At 71.7% G+C, this 13,659-nt stretch carries 13 protein-coding genes; 7 read left to right on the top strand and 6 right to left on the bottom strand.

The window, feature by feature from the left end; translation table 11 throughout:
- Window positions 1-78 precede the first annotated feature (78 nt).
- Window positions 79-927: a hypothetical protein gene (locus QMG73_RS11090; protein WP_281894264.1), complete on the bottom strand. Its 849-nt coding sequence runs from the start codon at window positions 925-927 to the stop codon at window positions 79-81.
- Entirely contained in the window at window positions 924-1,490 is a 567-nt protein-coding gene (locus QMG73_RS11085; RefSeq protein ID WP_281894261.1) for an RNA polymerase sigma factor, read from the bottom strand. Before QMG73_RS11085 ends, QMG73_RS11090 begins: the two co-directional genes overlap by 4 nt.
- A gap of 185 nt (window positions 1,491-1,675) precedes the next feature.
- Between QMG73_RS11085 and QMG73_RS11080 the strand changes: the two genes are divergently transcribed.
- The 5 genes from QMG73_RS11080 to QMG73_RS11060 all read left to right on the top strand — a co-directional run bounded on the left by QMG73_RS11080 (window position 1,676) and on the right by QMG73_RS11060 (window position 7,683).
- Window positions 1,676-2,527 (top strand): hypothetical protein, encoded by an 852-nt coding sequence (locus QMG73_RS11080; protein WP_281894259.1) that lies wholly within the window; start codon window positions 1,676-1,678, stop codon window positions 2,525-2,527.
- Between the two features lie 121 nt (window positions 2,528-2,648).
- Window positions 2,649-3,974: an isoprenylcysteine carboxylmethyltransferase family protein gene (locus QMG73_RS11075; RefSeq protein ID WP_407676772.1), complete on the top strand. Its 1,326-nt coding sequence runs from the start codon at window positions 2,649-2,651 to the stop codon at window positions 3,972-3,974.
- Complete coding sequence (locus QMG73_RS11070) at window positions 3,932-4,567, top strand: TetR/AcrR family transcriptional regulator (RefSeq protein WP_407676771.1); 636 nt, start codon at window positions 3,932-3,934, stop codon at window positions 4,565-4,567. The genes QMG73_RS11075 and QMG73_RS11070 overlap by 43 nt, the downstream gene beginning before the upstream one ends.
- Before the next feature lie 54 nt (window positions 4,568-4,621).
- On the top strand, window positions 4,622-6,769 hold the full coding sequence (locus QMG73_RS11065) for an alpha-galactosidase (RefSeq protein ID WP_281894257.1): 2,148 nt from the start codon (window positions 4,622-4,624) through the stop codon (window positions 6,767-6,769).
- A 716-nt stretch (window positions 6,770-7,485) separates the two neighbouring features.
- The gene (locus tag QMG73_RS11060) at window positions 7,486-7,683 is read left to right on the top strand and encodes a hypothetical protein (RefSeq protein WP_281894254.1); all 198 of its coding nucleotides are present in this window, start codon (window positions 7,486-7,488) and stop codon (window positions 7,681-7,683) included.
- 457 nt (window positions 7,684-8,140) lie between these two features.
- On the opposite strand, the gene QMG73_RS11055 is transcribed toward QMG73_RS11060, so the two are convergent.
- From QMG73_RS11055 to QMG73_RS11045, 3 genes are read right to left on the bottom strand one after another with little or no spacing between them, the layout of a single operon-like run.
- Window positions 8,141-8,893, bottom strand: coding sequence for an alpha/beta fold hydrolase (locus QMG73_RS11055; RefSeq protein WP_281894253.1), 753 nt, complete (start codon window positions 8,891-8,893; stop codon window positions 8,141-8,143).
- A 9-nt stretch (window positions 8,894-8,902) separates the two neighbouring features.
- Window positions 8,903-9,559, bottom strand: coding sequence for a response regulator (locus QMG73_RS11050; RefSeq protein ID WP_281894250.1), 657 nt, complete (start codon window positions 9,557-9,559; stop codon window positions 8,903-8,905).
- Complete coding sequence (locus tag QMG73_RS11045; RefSeq protein ID WP_281894249.1) at window positions 9,556-10,635, bottom strand: sensor histidine kinase; 1,080 nt, start codon at window positions 10,633-10,635, stop codon at window positions 9,556-9,558. Before QMG73_RS11045 ends, QMG73_RS11050 begins: the two co-directional genes overlap by 4 nt.
- Before the next feature lie 90 nt (window positions 10,636-10,725).
- On the opposite strand from QMG73_RS11045, the gene QMG73_RS11040 reads away from it, so the two are divergent.
- Window positions 10,726-11,436: an ABC transporter ATP-binding protein gene (locus QMG73_RS11040; RefSeq protein ID WP_281894247.1), complete on the top strand. Its 711-nt coding sequence runs from the start codon at window positions 10,726-10,728 to the stop codon at window positions 11,434-11,436.
- Complete coding sequence (locus QMG73_RS11035; RefSeq protein WP_281894244.1) at window positions 11,433-12,173, top strand: ABC transporter permease subunit; 741 nt, start codon at window positions 11,433-11,435, stop codon at window positions 12,171-12,173. Before QMG73_RS11040 ends, QMG73_RS11035 begins: the two co-directional genes overlap by 4 nt.
- Here QMG73_RS11035 and QMG73_RS11030 read toward each other — a convergent pair.
- Window positions 12,158-13,456 carry an LCP family protein gene (locus tag QMG73_RS11030; protein ID WP_456107250.1) on the bottom strand — a complete coding sequence of 433 codons (1,299 nt, stop codon included), beginning with the start codon at window positions 13,454-13,456 and terminating at the stop codon, window positions 12,158-12,160. The two genes, QMG73_RS11035 and QMG73_RS11030, sit on opposite strands and share 16 nt — an antisense overlap.
- Window positions 13,457-13,659: the final 203 nt, after the last annotated feature.

Genomic DNA, 13,659 nt, shown 5'->3' with positions numbered 1-13,659 from the left:
ACTGGATTGTCGGTCATCAGGCGCGTTTGGTTCCCGACGGCCCGAGATCAGACCGGCGCCCGTGTTCAGACCGGCGACTCAGCGGTCCCAGCGGTCGGCGGGCTGGCACTCGCGCGGGTCCGGGTCCGTCGTCTCCGTACGGTCCTTCCGATACACCACGGTGCCGGCCGGGTCGACGTAGCAGTGCTCGTAGTCGCTCTGGCGGTTGAAGAGCGGCCGCCGGTCGATCTCGTTGCCATCCCGGTCGTAGCTGACGAGCCGCGCGTCCGGGCGTACCGGCGTGCCGTCGCTGATGAGGCCGAACGCGCCGTCTTGCAGCCGCGCGGCGGTGGTGTGCCCATCGCCATAGTCGAGCAGCAGCTTGTCCACGCGGGCGCTGGCACGCCCGATGACCGTCACGTCGCCGCCGTCGACGTCGCTCGACGTACCGCCGAGGCGCTGGATCGGGCCGGGCAGCCACTCCCTCTGCGGGGCGCTCCAGATGTCGGATCGGGAACCGCCCGTCACCTCCATCGAGGGCTCCTTCCGTACGCTGCAGCTGTAGAACCCGTCGTCGGTCAGGAACAGCAGCGCCGAGTCGTACTCACGCTGCGTGGCGACCGCCACGTCGTCCAGCGTGACCTGTACCGAATCGGCCTGGTCGCGGTTCCACTCCAGGCACTGGTCGGCCGCCTTGCGCAGATTCGGTGACAGCTCCGACGCCGACATCGCCATCGACATCGCCGACACGCCCCAGTCGCTGTCACCGTTCCATCGGATGGCCCCGACGGTGCCGGCCGCCACGGCCGTCACCGCCGCCACCAGCACCAGCCGGCGCGCGGTGTGCCGCTCGGGGTGCTGGACGCTGTCGAGCACCCGCGCGCGGATGCGCTCCTGCCGGCCAGCGGGCAGGTCGCGCTCGCCGGGCGGGTCGAGGATGTCGTTCATCGTTCTTCCTCCTGGGACTCGGCCACCATGCGGGCCAGGCGGGCGCGGGCGCGGCTCACTCGGGAGCGGACCGCGCCTTCGCCGACGCCGAGGATCGTCGCGGCCTGCGGGTAGGGGACACCGGACCAGACGCAGAGCGCGATGGCCTCGCGTTCGGCCCGGGGGAGCTGGCGCACGAGCGCCAGCAGCGCGGTCATGCGGCGTTCGTCGTCGAGGCGCGCGGGCACGTCGTTGGCCGGATCGGGTACCGCCTCCGGCTCAGGCGGCACCCGGCGCAGCAGTGCCTGCCACCGCCGCGCCGACCGGCGTTCCGTGCGTGCGGTGTTGGTCGCCACGACGAGCAGCCAGGGCAGCGTGGAGCCGTCCACCACCCGAGCCGCTTTCCGGCGCCGCCAGGCGGTCACGAACGTCGCCTGGGTGACCTCCTCGGCCGCGCTCCACGAGCCGGTGAGCCGGAACGCGTGGTTGTACACCGCCCGCGAGTGCCGCTCGAAGAGTTCACCAAAGGCGCTGTGGTCGCCGAGGGTGCAGGCCGACCAGAGCTGCTCATCGGTTGGAGCCATCGACGTGGTCACACCTCTTTATGGCCGGCGGGCACAACCGTGTCGCATTCGCCGAGAGCACCCAAGCAGACCAGCCTCCTAGGACGCCTTAGAGGTAGTGACCCTGACCCCGTCTCTTGAGCACTCGCTCAAACGAGTGCTACCGTGCTTTTGAGCGAGCGCTCAAGTGCACGGGGGTGGATGCGATGGCGCGCTGGATACTGGCCGGCCTGGTGGGGCTCTTCGGTGTGACGGTGTTCCTTCTGGCCGTGCGTGACGGGCGGGCCGACAGCGCGTTGCTGTTCGTCGGGCTGCCCGTCCTGCTGGCGGTCGGGCTCGTGCTGATGCCGGGCCGCACCACGCACGGCCGGGTCTTCTCGGTGACCACCGTCGGCCTGCTGCTCGCGGCGGTCGTCCTCCACGAGGGCGCGATCTGCGTCGCACTCGCGGCCCCTCTCGTGTACGCGGTCGCGCACGGCGCCGTTGCGCTGCTGAACTGGGCCGAGCGGCCCGAGAAGCGGTACGCGCTGCTGCCGATCCCGTTACTGCTGGTGCTGGCGCTGGAAGGTACGGGTGCGCGGCTGGATCCGGAGCAGGCGGTGACGGTGACCCGGACGGTCGCGCTGAGCGCCGACGAGGTGGCGCGGCGGCTCACGGACGGACCGGGGCCGGCGGCGGTGCGTTCGGTGCCGCTGCGGATGCTCGGCGTCCCCCTGCCGGAGCGGATCGAGGGGAGAGGGCTCTCGCCCGGCGACCGCTGGATGTTCCACTACCCGGGCAGCGCGCACGGGTCGGGCGGTCACACCATCACCGAGGTGGTCGAGGCCGCGCCGGGGCGGGTCGAGTTCCGCGTCGTCGAAGACTCCGCCATCACGGCGCGCTGGCTCGTCTGGCGCAGCGCGACCGTGCGGTGGAAGGCGGTGGGGGAGCGCACCGAGGTGCGACTGTCCATCGTGTACACCCGGCGCCTGGACCCGTCGTGGTACTTCGGCCCGGTACAGCAGGTGCTGATGCGCGAAGGCGCCGGCTATCTGCTCGACGCCATGGCACTGCGGTGACCGAGTCAACCGGCGCTCGCCTCCGCTCACGCGGGTCATGCGCCTCAAAGCCGCCCTGTAGCCGACAGTCGCTACGGTCGCTGCGCTCCCTCCGCTTTGTGTCGGCTGCGGGCGGCGGCGCATGACCGCCGCGCGGTACCTCTGCCTCATCGTGCCGGGGCTGGCCGCGATGGCGCGATGGCGGCCCGGTCGCGACGGGGCCGCCACGCTCCTCGCCTTTGTGGCGGCGGCCGTGGGCATCGCGGCGTTGGGCGAGGTGGCGCGGTTCGCCGGGTGGTACGGGTTCGCGGCCGTCGACGGCGCGTTCCGCGGCCTGCCGGTGGACCTGTGGCTCGGCTGGGCGGTGCTGTGGGGCGCGATTCCCGTGCTGTACCGGCGGTTCGTGCCGTTGCCCGTCGCGCTCGGTCTGCTGCTGTGGCTGGACGCGGTCGCGATGCCGGCCCTCGACCCGCTCGTCTGGCTCGGCCCGCACTGGCTGATCGGTGAGACAGTAGGGCTGCTGCTCGTCGCGCTGCCCGCGCAGCTTCTCGGCCGCTGGACCGCCGACCGGCGCCACCTCGGGGCGCGCGCGGTGCTCCAGGTCGCCGTGTTCGCGGCGGTCACGCTGTGGCTCGTGCCCAGCGTCGCGTTCGAGCTGGGCGACGGCTCGTGGGCGCACCTGACGGGACCGTCGCTGTTTCCCTTGGCGCAGGTCGGGCTCCTGGTCGCGACGCCCGCGCTGATGGCGGTGCGCGAGTTCGTGGTCCGGGGCGGCGGCACACCGTACCCATGGGATCCACCGGTGCGGTTGGTGACCACCGGCCCGTACTCCTATCTCGCCAATCCGATGCAGCTCAGCGCCGTCGCGCTGCTCGTGCTGCTCGCGGCCGGCACGCGCAGCGCGACGCTCGGCGCGGTGGCGCTGGCGACCGCCGCGTTCGGCGCGGGCGTCGCGCGCCCGCACGAACACCACGACCTCGAAGTCAGGCACGGCGAGCGGTGGCGCGAATACCGGCGGTCCGTGCGGGACTGGCGTCCGCGCTGGACGCCGTACCGTGCCGGTCCGCCCGCGGTGCTGTGGCTGGACGAAGGGTGCGAGGCGTGCCGCGGCGTGTGGCGGTTCCTGGAGCGGCGGCGCCCGCGCGGCCTCACCCTGGCACCCGCGCACGAGCATCATCCGCCGCTTTGGCGATCCCTGTACGCCGACGGCGGCCACGAGGAACGGGGGGTGGCCGCCGTCGCGCGGGCGTTGGAGCACCTGAGCCTCGGCTGGGCCACGGTCGGGTGGTTGCTGCGGCTGCCCGGCGCCGCTTGGCTTGCGCAACTCGTCACCGATGCGATGATTGCGGCACCGCACATGGCCGCGCCGCTCTCTGACACGGTGCTACGAAACAGCGGAGACCGAGACAGCGCACGGGGGAGCGGATGTCGAACGACACCAAGCAGCGGCTGCTCGACGGCGCGATAGACGCGATCCGCACCCACGGCATCGCCGGCGTCTCCGCCCGCACGATAGCGGCCTCCGCCGGAGTCAACCAGGCGCTGGTGTTCTACCACTTCGGCAGCGTCGACGAGCTGCTCTCCACCGCCTGCACCATCAGCACGGCGGCGCGTGTCGAGCGGTACGCCGAAGCCTTCGCCGAGGTCGGTTCGCTGCGCGAGCTGCTCGACGTCGGCCGCACCCTGCACGCCGAGGAACGCGGGCTCGGCAACGTGGCGGTACTCGCCCAACTGCTCGCCGGCGCGCAAGCCGACCCGAAGCTGGGCGCACCGGTCGCCGCCGCGCTGCGCCTCTGGATCGACCAGATCGAGCCGGTACTCAGCCGCCTGCTGGCCGGATCGCCGTTCGCGGACGTCGCCGACGTGCCCGGCCTGGCGCGCGCGGTGTCGGCGGCGTTCATCGGGCTGGAGCTGTTCGAAGGGGTGGACTCCGACGGGGCGCGGCACGCGCTGGACGCCCTCGAACAGCTGGCGGTGCTCGTCGAGGTCGTCGACGAACTCGGTCCGGTCGCCCGTCGCGCCCTGCGTGCGAAGGTCACCCGCGCCTCCGCCCGCCGCTGACGCTCTGCTCAGGGCCGGTACGCTTCCAGGTCCGAGCGGCTTGAAAGGCGGGACATGGCTGACGACGACCTGCGGTGGGACGCGCTGGTGCACCCGGATCCGGCTCCGGCCGGGCACACCGTGCTGGCGCTGGCGCCGGACCCGTCCGGTGGGCTGCCGCTGGTCTCGTGGCTCGGTGTCGCGGGCGGCGACGGCGCCTCGTGGGCGGCGACCGCCGGGGCCGGCGCCGGCTCGCTGCTGCCCGAGCAGGCCCACGGCTGGTACGTGCGGCCGGGGTTGCGCGGCCACCGCCTCGGCACCGCTACTGCGGCCGGCTCTCCTCCAGCCGGGCTGGACTGGTCCACGGTGTTTCGCACCACGGCTGTCACGACCGACGGCACGCTGCTGCGGGTGAGCGCCACCGACGAGGCGGCCGGGCTGGCGCTCGCGACCGAGGCCGAGTCGCTGCCCGGTGGAGCGCTGCGGCTGCGGCACACCGTCACCAACACCGGCGACTCGCCGTACATTGTGGACGGTCTGGAGGTCGTGCTGCCGTTGCCCGAGCACCTGACCGAGGTGCTCGACTTCACCGGCCGCTGGGCGCGGGAGCGGGTGCCGCAGCGGCACGAGCTCACCGACGGGCTGTACCTGCGCGAGAACCGGCGCGGCAAGACCGGCCTCGACGCGGCGACGATGATCGTGGTCGGCACGCCCGGCTTCGGCTTCGAGCGCGGCGAGGTCATCGGCGTGCACGTGGCGTGGAGCGGAAACAACGTGTACCGGGTGGAGCGCAGCGGCGCCTCCCCGGCCACCGCTGGCGGGGGTGAGCTGCTGCTGCCCGGCGAGCTGATCCTGGCGCCCGGCGACTCGTACAGCTCGCCGTGGCTGCACGTGGCCGCCTCCCGCGACGGGCTCGACGGACTCGCGGCCGCCTTCCACGGGTACCAGCGGTCGTTGCCGGCCCACCCGAGCGGCCCCCGCCCGGTCAACCTCAACGTGTGGGAGGCCGTCTACTTCGACCACGACCTGGCGCGGCTTCGCGAACTCGCCGACATCGCGGCCTCGATCGGCGTCGAGCGGTACGTGCTGGACGACGGCTGGTTCCGTGGCCGGCGCGACGACAAGGCCGGGCTCGGCGACTGGTACGTGGACGAGGGCGTCTGGCCGGACGGGCTGGGCCCGCTCATCGACCACGTACGCGGGCTGGGCATGGCGTTCGGCCTGTGGTTCGAGCCGGAGATGGTGAACCCGGACTCCGACCTGTATCGCCAGCACCCCGACTGGATCCTGTCGACGGGCGGGCGCACCCCGTTGCTGCAGCGCAACCAGTACGTGCTGGACCTGTCGCGCCCCGAGGTCGTCGACTACCTGATCGAGCGCATCGACGCCGTACTGTCCACATACGACATCTCGTACGTGAAATGGGACCACAACCGCGACCTGCTGGAGGCCGGCTCGGCGGCCCGCGGCGGCGCCCCAGCGGTACACGGACACACCCTCGGCTTCTACCGGCTCCTCGACGAGCTGCGCGCCCGCCACCCCGGCGTCGAGTGGGAGTCGTGCGCGTCCGGTGGCGGGCGGGTCGACATCGGCGTACTGGAACGCGTCCAGCGGGTGTGGACCTCCGACATGACCGACGCCAAGTCCCGGCAGGCCATCCAGCGCTGGACCGTCCAGCTCGCGGCCCCTGAGTACCTGGGCGCGCACATCGCGTCGCCCGAGTCGCACCAGACCCACCGGGTGTTCCCGCTGGACTTCCGGGCCGCGACCGCCCTCTTCGGCCACTTCGGCATCGAATGGGACCTGACCAGTACCGACGTCGACGAGCGCGCCGCGCTGGCCGAGTGGATCGACATCTACAAGACCCACCGTGACCTGCTGCACAGCGGGCGCGTGGTCCGCCTGGACTCGCCCGACCCGGCGGTGTGGGCGCACGGCGTGATCGCGGCGGACGGGCGGCGGGCGCTGATGGCCCATGTACAGATGGACGAGTCCGAGTCGGAGCGCCTGCCGTACCTACGCGTGCCGGGACTGGCGCCGGGCCGGTACGAGGCGCGCTGGCTCAGGCCGGTGACCCGAGGCGGCGCCTACCCCGGCGACATCGACCCGGTGGGCCCCGCGGGCGAGGCGGCAGTGGACGCCGAGGTCCTATCCGCCCGAGGCCTCCCCATGCCCCGCCGCGCCCCAAACACCGTAACCCTAGTTTCCATAACCCCCGCCTAACCCCGCCCCGCTCCGCTTCTCGTCGATCAAGGGCGAATGCACGTGGTTCGATCTCCTTTCGCGTGTATTCGCCCTTGATCCATGCGATCGCCCTTGATCGACGGCCCTTCGCGACGGCGATGACCGCCGCGCGACCGCATCGCGCGGGGGTGGATGCCGCATCTTCGGCGAAGATGCGGCATCCTGGTCGCTCTGAGGCCGCAACATCCCCGAACTTGTCGTAACGCCGTCGCGCGACGCTTGCTGTGGATCCAGACGTCATGTTCAAGACCAGGATCGAGCTTTGGGCTACCGCGATGCGCGTCGCGCGCCAGACCGTCGCTCCCGCAGCCTCACCCTCCGCGATCCACGATCGACCCGGGCGATGCCTTCGCTCGACGCGCCTTGCGGTGGCCGCGACCGGAGCAGCGAGCAACCCCGGCCCGCAACGAGCAGCGGCGCACGCGCGCTTCCGCCGCCGATCAAGGGCACTCGCATGGATCAAGGGCGAATGCACGCGGTTTAGCGATCCAACCACGTGCGTTTGCCCTTGATCGGCGGGTGCGGCGTGGCGACACGCCGTGCCGGGCTGGCCTGGGGGCGGACGCGCGCGGAGAAGAGATCTAACCATGTGCGTTCGCCCTTGATCGGCGGGAGGCGGCGCGCAGGGAGGGCGGGCGTACATGATCGGAGGGGCGTGTGGGTAAGCCCAAGGGAGCACCCCCTTGGAGGTTGACATGATCGGCAAGGCCCTTGGACGTTGGGCACTGATCGCGATCGCCGTGCCGCTGGTGGCAGCGGGTGCGCGGCAGATCGGACACGCCGTCGAGCAGCGGCGCGGCTCGTCGCGGGCCACGCGCATGCTGCATCGCGGTGCGGACACCCTGCAGCGCCTTGGCGGGCGCAAGCGCAGGCGCCGGTTCGGCTTCCGCTGACCGGCGAATTCGCCGCGGGCGGCTGGCGTCGATCCCCCCTCGATGCCGGCCGCCCGCGCGGCGCGCCCATCCCGCCCAAAGCGCTCTTGAGCTACCGCGGCGTTCGTCGTGCGCGAGACCGCTGCTCCCGCGGCCTCGCCCTTCGCGGCTACACAACCCGGTGAGCGTGACCAGCCGCGGCGGGCGAGGCCGCGGGAGCTACGGTCTGGAGCGCGGCGGGCATCGCGGCAGCTCAACTCTCGATCGTGGTCCTGAGCCTCTAGCCGGGCTTGTCGCGGGCGGGGATGATGGGGCGGCGGGTGCCCCTCGGTGGTGGAAACGGGGTGCCGCGTGGGTGCGGAGTCGTGCGGGCCGCCGCCGGCGCGTTCGCGATGTGGCCGTGGCCGGAGCGGGTGCCCATCTGAGGTGTCCCTTCAGCTCAGGAAAGCGCTTTCCTGTGACCATAGGGCTCGCGTAGTCAGCTGTCAACGCGCAGGAAGTCGAGCAGAATCTCGTTTACCTCGTCCGGGCGCTCGATGCTCGGCAGGTGGCCCGCCCAGGGCAGCTCGATGTGGCGGGCGTCGGGCAGTTCGGCCGCCAGCCGGGTGGCGATCTGGCCGAAGTCGACGAGGTCCCGGGCGCCCGAGACCAGCAGCGTGGGTGCCGTGATCGCGCCGAGGTCGTACTCGGCCCGGATCGGTGCCACGTCGGGCGCGGCCAGCTGCACCATGAACGCGTGCCGCTGCATCGCGCGGACCGCCTCGCGGGTCTGCTCGGTGGCGTCCGGCGTCAGCCAGGTTCGCACGTTCAGCTCGGTGGCCGCGTCGGCGTCGCCGGCCTCCAGGAGCGCGTCTTCCCGCTCGCCGAACGCCCGCAGCTCCGCGCTCGGCTCGTGCCCGGCCATCGCGGTGCACAGCAGCGCCAGCGCGGACACCCGCGACGGCCAGCGCGCGGCCACCTCCAGCGCCACCCGCCCGCCGCCGGACGCGGCCACCAGCGCCACCCGGTCGGCACCGAGCGTGTCGAGCAGCTCGGCGACGTCCTCCGCGTCGCTGTACGGCTCGGCGGGCACCGGGGAGTCGCCGTAGCCGCGCAGGTCGCAGCGCACCGCACGGAATCCGGCGCCGGCCAGCGCGGGTAGCTGTGGGTCCCACATCCGCCGGTCGCACACCGTGGAGTGCAGCAGGAGCAGTGCTGAGCCGTCGCCGGCCACGTCATGAGCGAGAGTCACCGCAACACCCTACGACGGGCGGGACAGGCCGGCGTCGCGGGCAAGAAGCGCCGCCTGTACACGGTTTTCGCAGTCGAGCTTCACGAGTACCCGGCTGACGTAGGTTTTCACGGTTGGCTCGCTCATGCCCAGGCGCCGGCCGATCTCGGCGTTCGACAGGCCCTCGGCGACCAACGAAAGCACATCCGCCTCGCGTGGTGCGAGCCCCGCCAAGCGGTCGGTGGCCGCGCGGCGGCGCCCGGCGGCGGACGGGCCGACCATGCCGAGCACCATCCGGGTCACCTCGGGGGACAGGTACGCGTCGCCGCGGTGCGCCGCCCGGACCGCGCCGATCAGTTCGTCGGGAGCGCAGTTCTTCAGCACGAAGCCGGCGACGCCACCCTCCAGGGCACGCAACACGTTTGGCTCCGCGCCGTACGAGGTCAGCATGACCGTGCGCAGATCCGGCTTGACGCGGCGCAGTTCCTCCGCTGTGGACAGTCCATCTAGTACCGGCATCTGGATGTCGATGAGCGCGACGTCGAGGTGGTGCCGCAGGGCTTGCGTCACGGCGGAACGGCCATCGGACGCCTCCGCCACGACCGCGATGTCGCCCGCCGACTCCAGCACCGTGCGGATGCCCGCCGTGATCAGTGGTTCGTCGTCGACGACAAGCACCCGGATCACCCCTTGACCCCCAGCATCAGGCTGGCGGGCAGGACCACGAGGACGAGTACCGCCGCGGCGGTGCCGAGCAACGCCGGGCGAACCGGGGACGCTTTTGGCGCGGCCGGCGTGGCGGGCAGCATCGCGGTCAGCCGGAACCGGCCGTCGGCGTACCCGTGACGCAGCAGCCCGCCCGCGAGGCGTACCCGCTCATCCAGACCGGGAAGGCCGCGCCTGCCGCCCGCGGCGGCCGAGCTCGACGGCGCTGGGTTCGCGACGGTGACGAGGAGCGTGTCGCCCTCGCCGCGCAGGCTTACCGACACCGGCTGGCCGGGTGCGTGCTTCGCGGCGTTGGTCAGTCCTTCCTCGACCACGCGGTAGGCGGTTTCGCTGACGGCGGGCGGCTGCTCGGGTTCGACCGTCACGGGCACTCCGGCGTCACGAAACTGAGTCACCAACACACCAATGTCGACAGTGTCATGTGGACCGCGCAGAGCACCGATCACGCCGTACAGCTCCGTCATGGCCTCGCGTGCGGCGGTGCCGAGCTGATGGACGGCGCGCCGCTGCTCCGCCGGCAGCGGTGTCACCTCGAGCGCCGCCGCCTGTATCGACACCAGGCTGAGCCGGCGACCGAGCGAGTCGTGCATGTCGCGCGCGATGCGCAGCCGCTCGGCCAGGCGGGCCTGGTCACTGAGCGCGGACATCAGCCGCTCCTGCTGCGTGACGTACCGGCCGACGACCGCCGGCAGCGCGACGAACACCAGGTAGACGACGATGGTCTGGGGGACCGCGCGCGGATCCGCCGGGCGTATCGCGAGATGCGCCGCGAGGCCAACCGCGCCGACAGCGACCAGCGCGCGCTTTGACGAGCCGCGCCCTGCGCGGTAGGCGGTCCAGACCAGGACGGCGTACCCGCCAGCGGTGGCCGCGCCGAGCAGCAGCGCGCCACCGAACCCGGCGAGCCGCTGCCGGTACCCGAGAATCACCGTCGCGGCGAACAGCGCCACCACCCACAGGTGGCCGATGCCGTGTACGGCCACGAGCAGCGCGGTGTCGACGGCGACCACGGCGGCGGCGAGGATGTGTCGGCTCACGCCTGAAGGGTACGTGCGTCAACCTTCGTCGGCGCGGATCGCGACTTTCGTGGACTGCCGGCGGCCGTCCGCGTTCCTAGCGTGGTGTGGGTGATCGAAGTGTGTGACCTCAGCAAGAGGTATGGGCGGGTGGTGGCGGTCGATGGGCTGTCGTTCACGGTGCGTCCCGGTGTGGTGACAGGGTTTCTCGGGCCGAACGGCGCCGGTAAGTCCACGACGATGCGCATGATGCTCGGGCTCGACCGCCCGAGCGGTGGCGACGTGCGCATCGACGGCGAGCGGTACCGGGACATGCGCCATCCGTTACGGCGCGTGGGCGCTCTGCTGGAGGCGAAGTCGGTGCACGGCGGCCGCAGCGGGTTGAACCACCTGCTGTGGCTGGCGCAGACGAACGGGATCGCGCGGTCGCGGGTCCGCACCGTGCTGGAACAGGTGGGCATCGCCGACGTGGCCGGCCGGCGTGCGAAGGCGCTGTCACTGGGCATGGGACAGCGGCTGGGCATCGCGGCCGCGCTGCTCGGTGACCCGCCGGTGCTCCTGTTTGACGAGCCAGTCAACGGGCTGGACCCCGAGGGCGTCGTGTGGGCCCGCGAACTGTTCCGCGGCTTGGCCGCCGAGGGGCGCACCGTGTTCGTCTCCAGTCACCTGATGACCGAGATGGCGATGACCGCCGACCACCTCGTGGTGGTGTCGCGGGGGCGGTTGCTGGCCGATACCACCGTCTCCGAGTTCGTAGCTGAGAGCGGCACCGACTCCCTGGAGGCCGCGTTCCTGCGGCTCACCGCGGGAGGCGCCCGATGATCGCCGCGGAGTGGACAAAAATCAGGTCCGTCCGGTCCAGCTTGTGGACACTGCCGCTCACCGTCGTGCTCAGTGGCGCGCTCGGGTACCTGCTGGCGCTGAGCGTCCGATCAGGCGGCGGCCAGGCGTTCGAGAAGGACCCGCTGATGATCGCCTTCCTGCCGCTGACGCTCGGGCAGTTGCCGCTGGTGGTGTTCGGCGTGCTCGCGATGACCAGCGAGTACTCCACCGGCACGATCCGGGCCTCGCTCGCCGCGATTCCGGACCGGGCCCGGTTCTTCGCCGCGAAGGTGGCCGCCACGACGCTCGTGGCCGCGGCGGTCGCGGTGGTGGCCGTGCCGGTCACGTTCCTCACGGCGCAGGCCGGGCTGGGCAGGTCGCTCACCGTCGACGGCTGGACGCAGGCGGTCCTCGGCGCGTGCCTGTACCTGCCGTTGATGACCGCGTTCGCGCTGGGCGTGGCGACGATGCTGCGCAGCAGCCCGCTCGCCATGGGCATCCTGCTGCCGGTGCTGTTTCTCGGCTCGCAGGGGCTCGGCAACATCCCGAAGGTGCGCGAGGTGACCCAATTCCTGCCGGACCAGACCGCGTGGGTCATGCTGCACCTGGCCGGCCCGCAGGACGAGGACCGGTGGGCGCGGGACTACGGGGCGTGGAGCGGCATGGGGCTGCTCGTGCTGTGGGTGGCGGCCGCGCTCCTCGGCGGATACGCGGTCCTGCGTCAGCGCGACGCCTGAGCGGCCACCCACTGCGCCACGGTATCGTCGCGAACCGCGGCGTACAGCGCCTTCGCCTTGACCGTGTCGGGCTCGACGACGCTCTGACCGTCTACAGTGGCCGTGCCGGTGCTGGGGCTGGTGAGAAACGTGATGTCGTTGGCGCGCAGGTCGCGCAGGGCGAGTGCGGTGTCGACCAGGTCGAAGTCCTCATCCACGGTCACCGACCTCGTGACCGCCTGAAGGAAAGCGTTGAGCCGCACCGGGTCCGTGAGCGTCCCGGTGCTGGCCGCCTTGTCCATCAAGGCTTTCAGGAACGCCTGCTGGTGCTTCTCGCGGGTAAAGTCGCCATCCTTGAACTGGTACCGCTGCCGCACGTAGTCGAGCGCCTCGGCACCGGTGAAATGGTGCTCGCCCTTGGTGAACTTCCGGTACGGCGGGTGGATGGAGGTGATGCTCTGATCGACGTACATGTCGACGCCGCCGAGCGCGTCGGTGATCCGCGCGAACCCGGCGAAGTCCACCAGCACCACATGGTCGATCCGCACCCCGGTGTACCTCTCCACCGTCTGCACCACCAGCGGCGTCCCGCCCCACGCGTAGGCGGCGTTGATCTTCGCCTTGGTCCCGCCGTTCCTGCCGTCCGCCGACTCCGGCACGTACACCCACGTGTCGCGCGGTATGGAGATCGAGTAGGCATGCTGATGGTCGGCGTCGACGTGCACCAGCATGATCGTGTCGGTGCGCGAGTCGGTCGTGCTGTCCGGGTCGCGAGAGTCGCTGCCGAGCACGAGAATGTTGAGCGCTCCGGTGACGGTCTCGGTAGGCCGCTCACTGGGCAGCCCGGCAAACGCGTTGGTGCGTGCGAGGTGGTGGTCGAGCGACCGCCCGTACGCCCACGCGGCCCCCAGACCCCCGCCGGCCAGCAAAAACACCACTGCCAGCGTGATAACCAGAGCGCGACGCTTCACGCTGCGCACGGTATGCCGGATTCCTGAACGCAACCTGTGCGGCAACGCAGCGTTACCTGAGTACCCCCTCTTCCGCCCCGCCACCGCCCGTCCCGCGCGGCGCTGCCGCGTTCGGCGCGCGCACCGCGCCGCCCGCCCTCTTCCGCCGATCAAGGGCGAATGCACGCGGTTGGATCTCTTTCCGCGTGTGTTTGCCCTTGATCGATGCGAATGCCCTTGATCGGCGCGGCCTGGCCGTGCTCCGCACCCGCGGACCTTGGCCGGCGCGGCGCCGCCGCGCTGGTGGAGCCTGTCCGGGCGTGCCGGTCTTGCGGCGGTGGGTGGAGGGGACATTTTCGGGGATTTTGCGGCGTCGCCGCCTTCCGGAGGCCGCGTTTTCGCGGATATTGCGGCAACGTCACGACGGCAGGCCCGCCGCGCGGATTGGGACAATCTGGTCGGTGAGCGGCGTCCAAACGATCTATTCCAAGGGATATCGGGCTACCCCGATGCCCGCCGCGTGCTGCCCGGCATCGTGAGCCGCGTCGCCGTTGCTG

The sequence above is a fragment of the Phytohabitans aurantiacus genome (assembly GCF_027923225.1).
In the GTDB taxonomy this organism is placed as follows: domain Bacteria; phylum Actinomycetota; class Actinomycetes; order Mycobacteriales; family Micromonosporaceae; genus Phytohabitans; species Phytohabitans aurantiacus.
The sequence above is the reverse complement of the archived record's forward strand: the minus strand, read 5'-3'. Positions and strand labels throughout refer to the sequence as shown.